Origin of the sequence: Pseudoalteromonas sp. SWYJ118, assembly GCF_015864505.1 — a bacterium.
Taxonomy (GTDB): domain Bacteria; phylum Pseudomonadota; class Gammaproteobacteria; order Enterobacterales; family Alteromonadaceae; genus Pseudoalteromonas; species Pseudoalteromonas arctica.
Window position 1 is genome coordinate 141,031 of record NZ_JADYXC010000009.1, and the last position, 15,281, is coordinate 156,311.

Below are 15,281 nucleotides of genomic sequence, written 5' to 3' on the forward strand. Positions count from 1 at the left end.
ACACTAGGGTTACTCTTAGTGAGGTGACTATGTCGCAAATAATGATTATTCGACTGCTTAAAACATCAATAGTGTTTGGATTATGCCTTATTGTGACTGGCCACTCTTTAATTGTGTCGAGTTATTTCACTGTTAATCATGGTATTAAAGGAATAATTACAGCGGCAGCATTTATCGCTATAGGGGTGCTATTATCACTTCCCACTAAAATATATTTAACCATACTGTTAATGGAAGCCGAAAAACGTTATTTAAAAAACCATAAAAGCCCTAACTCAGAATAGCTAAAGTGCGCTTAAATTATTAATTTCTTTATTACGTTTTTCTAGTTTGTCTTTTACATTTTCGGCGTCATTAAATAGCTTTTTAACAGAGTCTGGGTTCAAAATACTGATCCCCTCTTGTGCAGCCGACATTGTATTTGTACTTGAAGAGGTATTTAAAATAGACGTGTCTTCTGCAGCAATAACAGTAATATCTTTAGGATCGAGTTTTACTTCAATACTTTTTGCATGCGGGTTAGGTGTATCAGAAAAGTGCCATTGACCGGTTTCGTCTTGCCACTTAAAAATTTTACTACTTGAGTTAGTACTTGCAGGCATTGGTTCATCAGAAATACTGCTCGCAATTTTATCGCCCGCTTGCTTAACACCCTGCACAGCTTGATCTAGAGTATTGCTTGAAAGCGCGACCATTTTTTCTTTAATTTGCTGAGATTCATTACTAATAGATGATGCAGAAAGCCATGTTTGACCATCGGGCTTTTTTAAATAAAACAAAGAGATGACTGCAATAGCCATGATTGATATAGCTAAGTAGGTAAAGTATTTCATAGCGTTCCTGCTTTAATTAATCCTTTATTTCCTTGAGTTTAATAAAAAATACTTAATTAGGCAATTTTTGTACCCTAATTAAAGAAAATAAAAACGCAGCCTAAGCTGCGTTGTTGTTATTGATTTAACTACAACTTAGTAACGTTAAATACCGTCACCATCCATGTGTAGTCCGCATTCTCGGTTTAAACCAAAAAAGCGAGTTTCTTCTTCTGTCATTCCAGGTTCTAACTTACGCGTTGTATGCACGTCGCCCATCGACACATAACCTTGCTCCCATAATGGGTGATAAGGTAAATCGTGCTTAGTTAGGTACTGATACACGTCGCGGTTAGACCATTCAATAATTGGGTACACTTTAACCGTGCCACGGCTAATTTCTACAAACTGTTTATCAGCACGCGATGATGATTGATCGCGGCGCAGGCCACTAAACCAAGTACCGGCTTCAATCTCTTTTAGCGCGCGGGTCATCGGCTCTACTTTATTAAGCTGATTATATTGCTTAATGCCGTCCTCCCCTTGCTCCCATAGCTTACCAAATTTGGCTTCTTGCCATGCTGGGCTCAACTGCGCTTTATACACTTTTAAGTTAAGCGATAAACGCTCACTCATTTGTTCAATAAACTGATACGTTTCAGGAAATAAATAACCAGTATCGGTTAATACAACAGGAATATCTGGGCGTTGTGAGGTCATTAAATGCAGCATCACTGCTGCTTGAATACCAAAGCTAGATGATAAAAATGCCGTATTAGGCAAGTTATCAAGCGCCCATGCAACGCGCTGCTCAGCGCTCATACCCGCTAGTAAACCATTAGCATCAGCTAACATTGCCGTTTGGCTTTGTTTATCTAGCTGTAAAATGTTTTTAAATTCACTCATGGTAAATTCCAAGCCTCACCAGCGCTAAGCGCTGGTATTAAATTATGCGTGAAAATCGGTTACTGATACTTTTACTTCAGCAACAATGCCTTTGCGTATAACAAAGTCACCAAAACACTCACCGTCGTTACGCTCTTTAGCCCATTGGCCAATTAGCTTATCGAATGCTTCTAGGTAAACGTCTTCGCCTACGTTCTCAAGGTACAATTTAGGAATACGTGTGCCTTCTAAATTACCACCTAAGTAAACGTTGTATTTACCTGGGCCTTTGCCTACTAAACCAGCTTCTGCAAGCATTGCGCGGCCACAGCCGTTCGGGCAACCTACAACGCGCATAATAATGCTGTCATCGGGTATACCGTGCTTAGCAAGCAGTGCTTCAGTTTTTTCAACTAAGCTTGGTAAGTAACGCTCTGCCTCAGCCATTGCAAGTGGGCACGTTGGCAGTGAAACACACGCCATTGAATCTTTACGCTGCTGCGAATCTGTGTCATCAATTAAGCCATGACTACGGGCAATTTCTTCAATCACTGCTTTTTGATCGGCAGGTACGCCAGCAATAATTAAGTTTTGGTTTGCCGTCATACGCATGTCACCTTGGTGAACTTCTGCGATTTTACGACAACCTGTTTTAAGCGGCTTGCCTGGGTAGTCTAAAATACGACCACTTTGAATAAATAGCGTTAAGTGGTGCTTACCATCAATGCCTTCAACCCAACCAATGCGGTCGCCACGATGAGTAAACTCAAACGGACGGCTTGGTGCAAACGTAACGCCTGAGCGTTTTTCTACTTCGGCTTTAAATACATCAACGCCTACACGGTCTAGTGTGTATTTTGTTTTAGCATTTTTACGGTTTGAACGATTACCCCAATCGCGCTGCACAGATACAACATGCTCTGCAATTTTTAAGGTATCTTCTAACGTAATAAAGCCAAAGTCATCAGCCTTACGCGGATAAGTTGCTGTATCGCCGTGCGTCATGGCAAGGCCACCGCCCACTAATACGTTAAAACCAACAAGTTTGCCGTTATCAGCAATTGCCACAAAGTTTAAATCGTTAGCGTGCACATCAACTTCGTTGTTAGGTGGAATAGTCACCGTGGTTTTAAACTTACGCGGTAAGTAGTTAGATCCTAAAATTGGCTCTTCTGTGGTTTCTGCTTTTTCGCCATTTAACCAAATTTCGGCATACGCTTTCGTTTTTGGTAATAAATGTTCAGAAATTTTTGCAGCCCAGTCGTAAGCTTCTTGGTGTAACTCAGACTCAACGGGATTAGTGGTACAAAGTACATTACGGTTAACGTCACCCGCTGTAGCAATAGAGTCTATACCTACGCTATCAAGCATTTGGTGCATGCCTTTAATATTAGGCTTTAACACTCCATGAAACTGAAACGTTTGACGCGTTGTTAAACGAATGCTGCCGTAGCTTGTTTTGTCATCTGCAAACTTGTCGATTGCTAACCACTGCTCTGGCTTAATAATACCGCCAGGCATACGTGCACGTAACATCACATTATGCAGCGGCTCTAGCTTTTGCTTAGCGCGCTCTCCACGTATATCGCGGTCATCTTGTTGATACATGCCATGAAAACGAATTAGCTGAAAGTTATCGGCTGTAAAGCCACCGGTAATTTCGTCTGTTAAATCTTTTTCTATGGTGCCACGTAAAAAGTTACTTTCTCTTTTCAAACGTTCGTTATCAGAAAGTTTTACGTTTTTATCTTGTTCGCTCATTTTAAATCCTAAATTTGTTACAGTGACGGCTGCTAGCTGCTAAATAAAATAAGAAACGTGATTAATACACGTCTTTCTGATAGCGGTTTGCGCTACGCAAATCTTTTAAATATTGCTCTGCGTCTTCATTGCTCTTGCCTGTGTTTTCTTTAACAATATCAAGCAAGGCGTTGTGTACATCTTTTGCCATGCGATTTGCATCGCCACAAATATAAAAGTGAGCGCCAGCTTCTAACCATTCAAACACGTCTTTACTGTTACTGCGTAACTTATCTTGCACATATACTTTTTCTGCTTGGTCACGGCTAAATGCAACATCTACTTTGTTAAGTAAACCCGATTTTAAATAACCCTGTATTTCTACTTGGTATAAAAAGTCTTGAGTGAAATGTGGGTTACCAAAAAACAACCAGTTTTTGCCTTGCGCTTCACGCGAATCACGTTCTTGTAAAAATGCACGGAACGGCGCAATACCCGTACCAGGACCAACCATAATCACAGGTGTATCATCGTTAGTGGGTAGGCGGAAATTGTCGTTGTGTTCGCTAAATACTTTAACTTTACAACCTTCTTCTGCACGACGAGTTAAGTAACCCGTACAACCACCTAAATGCTCGCTATCAAATGTATCAAACTGCACTAGACCTAGTGTTAAATGCACTTCGTCTTCAACCTCAGCTTGGCTAGATGCAATTGAGTACAAACGAGCTTGTAGTTTACGTAGGCAATCTACTAATGTTTGCGCATCAATGTTTGCAGGGTTTTGGCGAATCACATCAAATATTTGACGAGGTTCAATATACGCACGCATTGCAGCTTTATCTTCTACAAGCTTTAATAATTCAGGCGTACCAGTTGCTATTGCGTATTTTTCTACAAAACCTGGGTATGACTGAGTCAGCTCTAGTTTTTCAATAAGTGCATCACGTACGCTTAGCTCTTCATCACCTACTTTTACAATGCTTGTTGCATCTATTTGAGTAAGTGTAAGTACTTCATCAACTAATACATCATCATTTAAAAAGTACACACCTAATGAATCACCAGGTGTGTAAGTAATGTCTGAACCTTCAAGCGAAATTTCAACGTGGCGTACATCTTTAGTTGAGTCGCGACCGGTAATTTTTTGAACTGTTAATAGCTCTGCTTCAAATGGATTTTGCTTTGTGTATTGGCTTGAAGCGGTCGTTGGTGCGCCAAATGGCATTGATACAACTTGACCACCAGCGGCTTCTTGCTGCGCTTTTAAATCAGGTTCGAATGCATCAACTGCACCGGCAATCCATGTTGCAGCTTCATCTTCGTAATCTACATCTAAATCAGCACGTTGATATATGGTTTGCGCACCGAGTTTATTTAAACGCTCTTCAAAGTCTTTTGCTGTTTGGCAGAAAAACTCATAGCTAGAATCACCTAAGCCAATAACCGCTATTTTTACATCGTCTAGTTTTGGCGCTTTTTTAGTGGCTAAAAATTCGTGAAGTGTTTCTGCGTCTTCAGGTGGCTCACCTTCGCCGTAAGTAGATACAACGATAGTTAAAAACTTTTCTTTTTTCAGGGCTGTTGGTTTGTAATCTGACATGCTAACAAGCTTAACTGCTAAGCCTCGCGACTCAGCCTGCTCTTTCATTTTGGTAGCTACACCTTTTGCGTTACCTGTTTGCGAACCATATAAAATAGTTAGCGCTGCTGCATCACCCGCAGTCGGTACGCCTGCCGTAGGAGCACCTAACGCAGCCGAATTAGCATTTGCAGCTAAGTAACCACTTACCCACGCTTGTTGAATTGGATTAAGTTCAGCCACTAAACCTTGCAGCTTTTGTACTTGATCTTGCGATAGCGGGCTTGCCGCAGCATTTAGTTGACCTAACAACATGAATCGATTCCCCATAACCCTGAAAATTAAACACAACACACTTTGTGTATTGTTAAAAATGAGTTTTACCTCATCCAGAGCGTATCTGTTGAGGTTTTCTAAGTATCTAGGATAACGGGCTCTGCATAGATAAAAAAAGAATAGAATCTGCTTTGATATTCCATTTAGTTATTAATTTATAAAAATACCTTCAAAAACAGATTAAAGGGCGATTATTGCCTTTTACAGCACTTTAAATTAACAATTTTGTAACCTAACTAATGTAGGGTATATTCCTCATTCAAAATAAAAATAGGAACAACTATGTTACACGGGAAATATAAAAATAAACTACTTAGTACCGCATTATTACTTGGCTCATTACCTGTAATGGCCAATGTAGCTAATGGCGGCTTTGAACAATGGTCAGGTAATACACCTAGTTCTTGGAGCACTATTGATAGCGGAATCAGCTTAACGCGCTCAACCAGTACAGTTAAAAGCGGTAGTAGCTCTGCTGCTGTAAATGTAACTACAGGATCGCAAAGTAACACTGATTTACTACAACAAGTTGCTGTAAAAGCAGGTAAAACCTATAACTTTTCGGCTGATGTTTACCACACCGAAGGTAAAATTAAAGCTCGCTTGTATGTAGATGGTTATCAAGGCTATTCAAATCAAGCACAAACTAACCAATGGCAAACAGTTAGCCATAGCTATACAGCAAATAGTGATAAAACAATTAGCGTAGGGCTTAGGTTTTATGATGTAAGTGGATTTGATGGCAGCGAAACCGTATACGTAGATAACTTTTTACCAAATGCTGATGGCAGCGCATCAACAAGTTGTACCGACAATAGCCTTACACTAACGCTTAATACCGATAATTACGGTAGCGAAACTAGCTGGGCCGTTAATAACAATCAAGGTAGCGCTGTTGCTAACGGCAGTGGTTACGCATCAAACACTCAGTATGATGAGCAAATATGCCTAACTGATGGAACTTACACACTTGTTATTAACGACAGCTACGGCGATGGCATGTGTTGTTCAACAGGTAATGGCAGTTATGCGCTTAAGCAAGGCTCTACCACACTTGCTAGCGGTGCAAGTTTTAATAATACAGACAGCACGGCATTTACTTTAGGCAGTGGCTCTGGTGATGGAGGCGGGACTAACCCAACACCCACTGGCTACTATGTTACAGCTCAAGGGCTATCGGGTTATGCACTAAAAACTGAGCTTTATAATATTATTAAAGATCATAATGCACAGGGTTACTCGGCTATTTGGAATTTTTACGACTCATCAGCACGTGATACATACTTTGAAAACGATAACAGCATTTTAGATATGTATAGCGAAAAACCAAACGGCTCTGACAGCTACAATTATGCTGCGGTGAGCGATCAATGTGGTAACTATAGTGGAGAAGGCGGCTGTTACAACCGTGAGCATTCATTTCCTAAAAGCTGGTTTGGCGGCACTATTGAGCCAATGAACTCAGATGTGCATCATATTTACGCAACCGACGGTTATGTAAACTCAAAACGTAGTAACTTCCCATTTGGTGAAGTAGCAAGCGCTTCATTTACATCAACCAACGGTAGTAAATTAGGTTCTGCCGCAAGTTCATTAAATTACTCAGGTACTGTATTTGAGCCAATTGACGAATTTAAAGGTGACTTTGCTCGCGCTTATTTTTACATGGCAACGCGCTACGAAAATGTAATAGGCACTTGGCAAACCAAAACGACCTCAAGTAATGCTGTACTTAATGGTTCAAGCAACCAAGTATTTGAGAACTGGGTTGTAGCCATGCTGCTTAACTGGCATAACAGCGATCCTGTAAGCCAAATGGAACTTGACCGTAACCAAGCAGCGTTTGAATTTCAAGGTAATCGTAACCCGTATATCGACCACCCTGAATTTGTAGAAATGATCTGGTAAAAGTTAGCAGTTAAAACAAAAGCCTTTGCAAATGCAAAGGCTTTACCTTTTAGCGTGTAATATTTTTTATAGTCACAATGGTTTAAGCTAATTATAAGAAACAGCTGCGATAAGTGATTTTTCAGCTCTGTTTTTCATCAACGTTAAAAGTGTGTAATGAAAATCTTGAAATATCACCTCACCCCATATTCGCGAATAAACACCAAAATTTGTATTATCTTGCACGGTCGTTTTTAACGTTAAAATCGTATTCCCGCTTTTATCTTCACTTAACTCATATCCACCGTAAAGAGGTGAAAAGTATTCACCGCCTAGTTTTACGTGTTTATCGAGTGCGTCATCGGGGATAGCATCAGGGTCTATATCAAATCTATAATGCATCTGTTTATTTGGTTGCCAGTCGGTTATTACTTCTTTAAACACAACGCCTTTTTGCCAAGTACTTGTGCGAACAGCGCCTATACCGCTAGCATTCATACTTGCCTTTAATGGCTTTGGTACACCAATTAATTGAGTGAGTGAAAAAGGCACTTCCTGTGGTTTTATGTCACTCACATTAGCTAACTGCTGCCACACAACATTGATGGGCGCGTTAATAGCTATTGAATTTGTTACTTCGTATGTTTTTGATAAATGTAAAAAGTTAACTTCAATAGGTGAGAGCAATATAGGTAACAACGCGATTGATAATAAAGAACTATTCGCTTTTTTTATTTTACGTTTTCTAACAAAGCCCGCAAGTAACCCACCAATGCTGGCAAAAAACATAAAAGCAGGCAAAGCCATTGCCACACAAATGCTCCCTTCAAGCAAAGTAATTATACTTACAAATAAAAAAACAAAAATAGGCTGCCAAGCAATCGTGATCATTTGCCTTTTAGTTAATGTTTTTGATTCGTTGTACTCAAAGTGAATACGAATATAGCCAATAGCAACAGGCACTAAAAACATAAATGATATAGAGACTAAGCTACCTAAATTGTAAGCATTGACTAGCTCTACAAACAGCCGCATAAATATGCCGTAAAGCGTACCAAGTAAAATACCAATTGATTTAGGGGAGTTGAGTTGCATCTCTATTCTTTATTGTTGTTATTAACAATCCGAAAGTAACAGAAGTATTATTTCACCACAAATAAAACGAAATTAACGGCTGCTACCAATAAGCTTTTCAAACAAAGCGGCTTTTACAGCCACTAAGACTAAAGGATAATAACCTGCCATTAACACTACTTCCCGCTATAAACAGTGATCAAACTCCTTGAAATAAAAAACAAACCATTGATTTGTAATAACTTTAAATCATTTTGTGTAATTTTATAATTTTTAACGTAAAGCTGACTGTCAGATTAACTGTATTAAAAACAACCATGCACGACCTTTTGCCTATACATCCCAGCCTAAAAGCTGATTTACCCTGCATGTTCAATATTCATTTGCTTTAACAAAAGCCGTATTTATTTGATTAAGCAACAATGTTGCAGGAGAACGCATGCAAACTACACCACCCGGTGATGCACCATCAAACACGCACAAGGATGCTCAAAGCTACGAGCAACTTCACAAGCCGAGTTCAGAGTTTAATACTCGCGACGAGTACCTCGAACATGAATTACAAATTATGCAGCCTAAGCGCTGGCGTCCTAATTTACCGTTTAGAGATTACCGATTTGAATTTGAAGACACTATACCTGCAATGGCGGGCACTATTGGTAAAGTCGTTATGGTGGGGGCTATTGCAGCAACCTTTGCGGCGCCTCTTGGATTAAGCGATGCCTTTGTTTTAGAAAATGTGCGCTACGAATTACTCATTGTTTCTATTTTTATCATCTTATTCTCAGGCTTTATTTTACCTACAGCCAACTTGGCTGGTACTCACGGCCCGCTTATTCCGTTAATTCCTATTGTTGTTGCTGCTGGCGGCCATCCTATGGCGTTTGGCTTACTCATTGGTGCCTTTGGTTTTATTTTAGCCATAACCAAGGGAGGAAGTATGCTCGCGCGCCTAACCAGTAAAGGTGTATGTGGCGGGCTACTTATTTATTTAGGCTTTATTGGTACTATTTCGCAAGTTAAAAAGCTGTTTGCTTGGGCTGAAGCTATTGATATGGCACACATTGCGTTTATTGTTATTTTAGCCACCATTTTACTATATGCACTGTTAGAGCACTTTAAAAAACGTTGGTTAGCCGTGCCGTTAAGCTGCCTTATTGGTGGCGTGGTTGCCTTTGCCTTAGGTGCACCGTTTGAGTTTCATACTGCACCGGGTTTACCAAATATGAACCCAGCTTACTGGTGGGGCGAAAACACGGGTTGGATGCTAGGTTTACCAACACTTGAAAGCTTTGTTGTTGTACTCCCATTTGCAGTGCTCGCCGTTGCTATGTGGTCTCCTGATTTTTTAGGCCATCAAGTATTTCAAAAAATAAGCTATCCGCAACGCACTGGAAAAGTACAAATGAATATAGACGACACCATGCTAAGTGCATCGGTTAGACAAACATTCGGCTCACTTGCCGGTGGTGCTAACTTTGCCTCCTCTTGGGGTACTTATATTGTGCCTGCCGCTATTGCTAAACGCCCTATCCCTGCTGGCGCTATTTTAACTGCATTATTTTGTATTATTGCTGGTTTATGGGGCTACCCTATGGATTTAGCAATTTGGCAGCCTGTATTGTGTGTAGCGCTTATTGTTGGGGTGTTTATCCCGCTACTTGAAGCTGGCATGGAAATGACGCGCGAAGGTAAAACAACGCAATCAGCCGCTATTGTGGTGTTTGCTTCGACCTTGGTTAATCCTGCTTTTGGTTGGTCACTTACTATGTTACTTGATAACTTAGGGCTGATTGGCTGTAAAGAGCGCAGCGCTGAGCTAACTAAAATGAGCCGCTGGGTGATTCCACTTATTATGTTTGTGTTACTTACCACTGTAATGGCAATTGTAGGCATGTTACCCGGTATACCTGCGTTAATGGCTGACTTTAGGCATTAACCTTTAGCTACCACATCTCATATTTACCCACAAAAAAGCACGGCAATTGCCGTGATTTTTAATACGTGATTTTTAATACACACGGTTAAGCAATTACTGCCAAGAACGCTCAGTCGCTAGTTGTTTTTCAAACGCATCAATTTGTGGGTTTAGCGTTTCGGTTACACCAATAAAATCTAAGCCACTTAATAAGCGCTCTTTTACCTCTTTACTAATATCAAAACTAATTGGTGCAAACTTACTGCTTGTTAGTGTTTGATTTTCAAGGTCGATTTCAATGTTTATATCGTCATGTTGCTCACTCAGTACAAACAACTGCTCAAGCGTGTCGGCAGGTAACGCTATGGCTAACATTTGATTGTTACCACAGTTATTAAAGAAAATATCTGCAAAGCTTTCAGCCAAAATAACTTCAAAACCATATTGCTTAAGTGCCCATGGTGCATGCTCACGAGATGAGCCACAACCAAAGTTATCGCGCGTTAATAATATTTGCGCGCCTTGGTAACACGGGCGATTTAAAATAAAATCAGGGTTTGGCTCGTCGTTATCTAGGTAACGCCAATCATAAAACAATGCAGCATCAAAACCTTCACGGCTAGTTGATGTTAAAAACTGCTTAGGAATAATTTGATCTGTATCTACATTGTTTTTATCAAGTGGGGCCATTAAGCCACTAAAAAATACGCTCATTAGGCTTCTCCTCTAATATCAACAAAGTGACCATGTATTGCAGCAGCTGCGGCCATTGCAGGACTTACTAAATGAGTACGCCCGCCACGTCCTTGGCGACCTTCAAAGTTACGGTTAGAAGTAGATGCACAACGCTTGCCTGCTCCTAGGCGGTCATCGTTCATCGCTAAACACATAGAACAACCTGGTTCGCGCCATTCAAAGCCAGCGGCTTTAAAAATATCGGCTAAGCCTTCGTCTTCGGCTTGTTTTTTAACTAAGCCAGAGCCCGGTACAATTAACGCTTCAATGCCGGCTACAACATGTTTGCCTTCTACAATTTTTGCAGCTGCGCGCAAGTCTTCAATGCGGCTATTTGTACATGAGCCAATAAATACCGTGTCTACTTTCGCGCTTGATAATTTATCGCCCGCTTTTAAGTCCATGTATTTAAGTGCGCTGCGAATAGCGTCCGCTTTAATTAAATCAGGTTCTTGGTCTGGATCGGGTATGCACTCATCAACACCAATTACTTGCTCTGGGCTTGTGCCCCAGGTAATTTGCGGCTGAATGTCGTCGGCATTTAGCTCAACAACTAAATCAAAGTGTGCGCCTTCATCTGTTCTTAATGTTTCCCAATATTCAACGGCTGCATCAAAATCTGTGCCTTTAGGTGCAAACGGGCGACCTTTTAAGTAGTCATAAGTAATTTGGTCTGAGGCAATCAAACCCGCCTTTGCACCCATTTCTATGCTCATATTACATAGCGTCATACGGGCTTCCATTGAAAGCGCTTCAATGCCTTCACCACAAAACTCTGCTACATAACCTGTGCCACCAGCGGTACCTAACTTGCCAATAACCGCCATAATTAAATCTTTAGCAGTAACCGTTGGACGCAATACACCGTTAATTTGAATTTTTAACGATTTCGCCTTTTTTTGCTGTAGCGTTTGCGTTGCTAATACGTGTTCAACTTCAGATGTGCCAATACCATGCGCCAATGCGCCAAACGCACCATGAGTAGAGGTATGGCTGTCGCCACATACAATGGTTGTGCCTGGCAAAGTAATACCCTGCTCTGGCCCCATTACATGCACAATGCCTTGGTTAATTGAGTTTAAATCATAAAGCACAATACCAAACTCTTTACAGTTTTTATCAAGCGCCATTAATTGGTTTTTAGATACTTCGCTTGCTGCATCGAGCGATCGGCTTTTAGTCGATACGTTATGATCCATGGTTGCAAAGGTTTTTTCTGGGCAACGTACAGTACGGTTTTTTTCACGCAAGCCTGCAAAAGCCTGCGGAGAAGTAACTTCATGCACTAAATGGCGGTCAATATAAAGTAAGTCGGTTTGCTCGTTTATGCTGGCAACGGTGTGTGCTTGCCAAATTTTTTCGTATAACGTTTGGGCCACTTGCTAATTCCCTAATCTGTTTGAGTTGCAGCATAACGGTGCTGCAACTTTAATATGTTATTAAATGCGTGAAACGATGGCTGCTGCCACATCGCTTGTGCTGTAACCTGCATTTGGATATATATCTGGTGTGCCAACGCCTGCTTCTACAGCTTCGGCTACTGCTTTTTCAATGGTGCGAGCCGCTTCGTCTTGCCCTAGCGAGTAACGTAGCATTAATGCGGCACTTAAAATTTGTGCTATTGGGTTTGCAACGCCTTTACCTGCAATATCTGGTGCTGAGCCGCCTGCTGGCTCGTATAAGCCAAAGCCCGATTGGTTCAAGCTTGCCGATGGTAATAAGCCCATTGAGCCTGTGATCATGGCGCACTCATCTGACAAAATATCGCCAAATAAGTTATCGCAAAGTAGTACGTCAAACTGGCTAGGCTGCTTAACTAACTGCATAGCTGCGTTATCTACGTAAATGTAATCTAAGCTTACTTCTGGGTAGCCTTTGCTTACTTCGGTTACTACTTCGCGCCATAATACGCTTGATGCTAATACATTGGCTTTATCAACAGAGGTAACATGGTTACTACGTAGTTTTGCCGCTTCAAAAGCAAAGCGGGCAATACGTTCAATTTCTTTTCGTGAGTATGTTTGCGTATCAAATGCAAACTCTTCAGCACCTTCGCCGCTACGGCCTTTTTCGCCAAAGTAAATGCCGCCAGTTAGTTCGCGCACACATAAAATATCAAAGCCTTTTTCACTAATATCAGCGCGAAGTGGCGATGCTGCACTTAATGCAGGTAATAACTGTGCAGGGCGTAAATTACAAAACAAACCAAAGTGCTTACGAAGCGGCAATAACGATGCGCGCTCAGGCTGCTCGTTTGGTGGTAAGTTTTCCCATTTAGGACCACCAACGGAACCAAATAAAATAGCGTCTGAGTTTTCACACGCAGTAAGTGTACTCTCTGGTAATGCTTTACCAAATTCGTCAATGGCTGCGCCGCCAATTGCATAATGCTCACGGTTTAGGGTAAAACCAAACTTATTGCTCACAGCATCAAGTACTTGCTCTGCTGCTGCCATTACTTCTGGACCAATACCGTCGCCAGCTAATACTGCAACGCTGTAGTTTGTTTTACTCATCCTGCTTTCCTTTGTTGTTTTAAATCAGACACTTTTTGTGCACGATAAATTAAGTTATAAACGCGGATCATGGCGCGTACCGACGCTTCAACCACATCCGCTGCAATGCCCGCACCGTGATAAGGTCGGCCATCGTATTTAGCTATAATATTTACTTGGCCTAATGAGCTTGCACCTTGGCCTGTCGCTTCTAAGTTATATTCAATCATTTCAACGCTCATACCGGTTAAGCGCTCAATAGCTGCAAACGAGGCTTCTACTGGGCCATTACCTGTCGCGGCTTCTTGTTTAGCTTCGCCATCAATGCGCATTCCAATAGTAGAGCTTGCTACCGATTGCGAGTTAGAGGCTGAGTTAACAAATTCTAATTGGTATTTTTCGTCTTTGTCGTTAATTTGATTAAAGTAAATCATCGCCTCAAGGTCGTAATCGTATACGGTGCCTTTTTGGTCAGCCAACTCGATAAAGCTTTTATATAAGCCATCCATATCGTAATCAGATTTTTGATAGCCTAATTCTTCTAGGCGATGCTCAATAACATGGCGACCCGAACGCGAAGTCATATTTAATTGGTTACTTGGCACACCAACGCTTTCTGGCGACATAATCTCATAAGTATTTTGCGCTTTTAATACACCGTCTTGGTGAATGCCAGAACTATGTGCAAATGCGTTTTCGCCAACAATTGCTTTATTTGGTTGTACTGGCATATTACAAATTTTAGCCACTTGACGAGATGCGCGGTAAATTTCTTCACTTTTAATATCGGTGTATACTTTTAAGTGGTCGTGGCGCATTTTCATGATCATCGCCACTTCTTCAAGCGAGCAGTTACCAGCACGCTCACCAATGCCATTAATAGTACACTCAATTTGGCGTGCGCCTGCTTGCACTGCAGCCACCGAGTTTGCTACTGCTAAACCTAAATCGTTGTGGCAATGCACACTTAAACGCGCTTTATCAATATTTGGCACGTTATTCATTAAATGGCGGATCATCGCGGCGTATTCGTCTGGCGTTACAAAACCAACGGTATCTGGCAAGTTAATAGTTGAAGCTCCGGCATTAATTGCCTGCTCAACAATTTTACATAAATCCCAATGCGGCGTACGACCGGCATCTTCACACGAAAATTCAACATCATCAGTGTAGTTACGTGCCAATTTAATTGATTTAACGGCCATTGCTGTTGCATCGTCTAGGCTCATACGTAATTTATGTTCAAGGTGCAAAGGGCTTGTAGCAATAAAAGTATGAATACGGCTTTGCTGAGCTGTGCGAAGTGCTTCGCCACAGGCTTCAATGTCTTTAGCAACTGAGCGTGCTAAACCACAAATAATCGGGCCTTTTACTTCGGTTGCAATACGTTGCACCGAGCGAAAATCAGCAGGGCTCGAAACCGGAAAACCCACTTCCATCACATCCACATTCAAGCGGCTAATTGTATGTGCTAATTGAATTTTATCATCTTCAGTAAGGCTTGCTTTAAGCGCCTGTTCGCCATCACGTAAGGTGGTATCAAAAATCCATACTTTATCTTGCTCTTGCATAACTGCCCCTCATTCCTATGTTACCCAAATTTCAATTAATCCCAGCCGCGAGATAAAAAAAACCCCGCAATTGCGGGGTTTTTAGTGTTCAACTCGATGCAAACACACTAATCCCCGCTTACTTGCCATAGCAGTAAGAGGTTAAGTTTTAGTGTAATTAAACGAATAATATGCATCTTGTTTTCTTGTGTGTGTGTTCAGCGAAACCCATTTTTAACATTACAAAGCGACGGAAGCAAGCATAAA

At 41.2% G+C, this 15,281-nt stretch carries 12 protein-coding genes; 3 read left to right on the forward strand and 9 right to left on the reverse strand.

Annotated features, from left to right (window positions below; genetic code table 11):
* Positions 1–29 precede the first annotated feature (29 nt).
* Entirely contained in the window at positions 30–284 is a 255-nt protein-coding gene (locus I6F48_RS10950; protein ID WP_165739223.1) for a hypothetical protein, read from the forward strand.
* Here I6F48_RS10950 and I6F48_RS10955 read toward each other — a convergent pair whose 3' ends face one another.
* The 4 genes from I6F48_RS10955 to I6F48_RS10970 form a co-directional block, all read right to left on the reverse strand.
* Positions 285–833, reverse strand: coding sequence for a DUF4124 domain-containing protein (locus I6F48_RS10955; protein WP_197119411.1), 549 nt, complete (start codon positions 831–833; stop codon positions 285–287).
* Between the two features lie 144 nt (positions 834–977).
* Positions 978–1,718 carry a phosphoadenylyl-sulfate reductase gene (locus tag I6F48_RS10960; RefSeq protein ID WP_165739219.1) on the reverse strand — a complete coding sequence of 247 codons (741 nt, stop codon included), beginning with the start codon at positions 1,716–1,718 and terminating at the stop codon, positions 978–980.
* Between the two features lie 42 nt (positions 1,719–1,760).
* Positions 1,761–3,458, reverse strand: a complete 1,698-nt coding sequence (gene cysI, locus I6F48_RS10965; RefSeq protein ID WP_197119412.1) for an assimilatory sulfite reductase (NADPH) hemoprotein subunit — start codon at positions 3,456–3,458, stop codon at positions 1,761–1,763.
* A 61-nt stretch (positions 3,459–3,519) separates the two neighbouring features.
* Positions 3,520–5,334 carry an assimilatory sulfite reductase (NADPH) flavoprotein subunit gene (locus I6F48_RS10970; protein WP_197119413.1) on the reverse strand — a complete coding sequence of 605 codons (1,815 nt, stop codon included), beginning with the start codon at positions 5,332–5,334 and terminating at the stop codon, positions 3,520–3,522.
* 303 nt (positions 5,335–5,637) lie between these two features.
* Between I6F48_RS10970 and I6F48_RS10975 the strand changes: the two genes are divergently transcribed.
* A complete protein-coding gene (locus tag I6F48_RS10975; protein WP_197119414.1) occupies positions 5,638–7,263 on the forward strand; it encodes an endonuclease in 1,626 nt (541 codons plus the stop codon).
* 87 nt (positions 7,264–7,350) lie between these two features.
* Here the strand turns inward: I6F48_RS10975 and I6F48_RS10980 are convergent, their stop codons facing one another.
* The gene (locus tag I6F48_RS10980) at positions 7,351–8,337 is read right to left on the reverse strand and encodes a hypothetical protein (protein WP_197119415.1); all 987 of its coding nucleotides are present in this window, start codon (positions 8,335–8,337) and stop codon (positions 7,351–7,353) included.
* A 418-nt stretch (positions 8,338–8,755) separates the two neighbouring features.
* Here I6F48_RS10980 and I6F48_RS10985 point away from each other — a divergent pair, with 418 nt between their 5' ends.
* Positions 8,756–10,255 carry a DUF3360 family protein gene (locus I6F48_RS10985; RefSeq protein ID WP_197119416.1) on the forward strand — a complete coding sequence of 500 codons (1,500 nt, stop codon included), beginning with the start codon at positions 8,756–8,758 and terminating at the stop codon, positions 10,253–10,255.
* 93 nt (positions 10,256–10,348) lie between these two features.
* On the opposite strand, the gene leuD is transcribed toward I6F48_RS10985, so the two are convergent.
* The 4 genes from leuD to leuA are packed head-to-tail and all read right to left on the reverse strand — an operon-like array spanning position 10,349 to position 15,035.
* Positions 10,349–10,948 (reverse strand): 3-isopropylmalate dehydratase small subunit, encoded by a 600-nt coding sequence (leuD, locus tag I6F48_RS10990; protein WP_010555450.1) that lies wholly within the window; start codon positions 10,946–10,948, stop codon positions 10,349–10,351.
* On the reverse strand, positions 10,948–12,348 hold the full coding sequence (leuC, locus tag I6F48_RS10995) for a 3-isopropylmalate dehydratase large subunit (protein WP_197119417.1): 1,401 nt from the start codon (positions 12,346–12,348) through the stop codon (positions 10,948–10,950). The genes leuD and leuC overlap by 1 nt, the downstream gene beginning before the upstream one ends.
* Before the next feature lie 60 nt (positions 12,349–12,408).
* Positions 12,409–13,485 (reverse strand): 3-isopropylmalate dehydrogenase, encoded by a 1,077-nt coding sequence (gene leuB, locus I6F48_RS11000; RefSeq protein WP_197119418.1) that lies wholly within the window; start codon positions 13,483–13,485, stop codon positions 12,409–12,411.
* Complete coding sequence (leuA, locus tag I6F48_RS11005) at positions 13,482–15,035, reverse strand: 2-isopropylmalate synthase (RefSeq protein ID WP_008171909.1); 1,554 nt, start codon at positions 15,033–15,035, stop codon at positions 13,482–13,484. The genes leuB and leuA overlap by 4 nt, the downstream gene beginning before the upstream one ends.
* Positions 15,036–15,281 lie beyond the last annotated feature (246 nt).

What these genes read in the sequence shown, in the direction of transcription:
- I6F48_RS10950 (WP_165739223.1), top strand. Translation starts at nt 30, where the DNA reads ATGTCGCAAATAATGATTATTCGACTGCTTAAAACATCAATAGTGTTT.
- I6F48_RS10955 (WP_197119411.1), bottom strand. Translation starts at nt 833, where the DNA reads ATGAAATACTTTACCTACTTAGCTATATCAATCATGGCTATTGCAGTC.
- I6F48_RS10960 (WP_165739219.1), bottom strand. Translation starts at nt 1,718, where the DNA reads ATGAGTGAATTTAAAAACATTTTACAGCTAGATAAACAAAGCCAAACG.
- cysI (WP_197119412.1), bottom strand. Translation starts at nt 3,458, where the DNA reads ATGAGCGAACAAGATAAAAACGTAAAACTTTCTGATAACGAACGTTTG.
- I6F48_RS10970 (WP_197119413.1), bottom strand. Translation starts at nt 5,334, where the DNA reads ATGTTGTTAGGTCAACTAAATGCTGCGGCAAGCCCGCTATCGCAAGAT.
- I6F48_RS10975 (WP_197119414.1), top strand. Translation starts at nt 5,638, where the DNA reads ATGTTACACGGGAAATATAAAAATAAACTACTTAGTACCGCATTATTA.
- I6F48_RS10980 (WP_197119415.1), bottom strand. Translation starts at nt 8,337, where the DNA reads ATGCAACTCAACTCCCCTAAATCAATTGGTATTTTACTTGGTACGCTT.
- I6F48_RS10985 (WP_197119416.1), top strand. Translation starts at nt 8,756, where the DNA reads ATGCAAACTACACCACCCGGTGATGCACCATCAAACACGCACAAGGAT.
- leuD (WP_010555450.1), bottom strand. Translation starts at nt 10,948, where the DNA reads ATGAGCGTATTTTTTAGTGGCTTAATGGCCCCACTTGATAAAAACAAT.
- leuB (WP_197119418.1), bottom strand. Translation starts at nt 13,485, where the DNA reads ATGAGTAAAACAAACTACAGCGTTGCAGTATTAGCTGGCGACGGTATT.
- leuA (WP_008171909.1), bottom strand. Translation starts at nt 15,035, where the DNA reads ATGCAAGAGCAAGATAAAGTATGGATTTTTGATACCACCTTACGTGAT.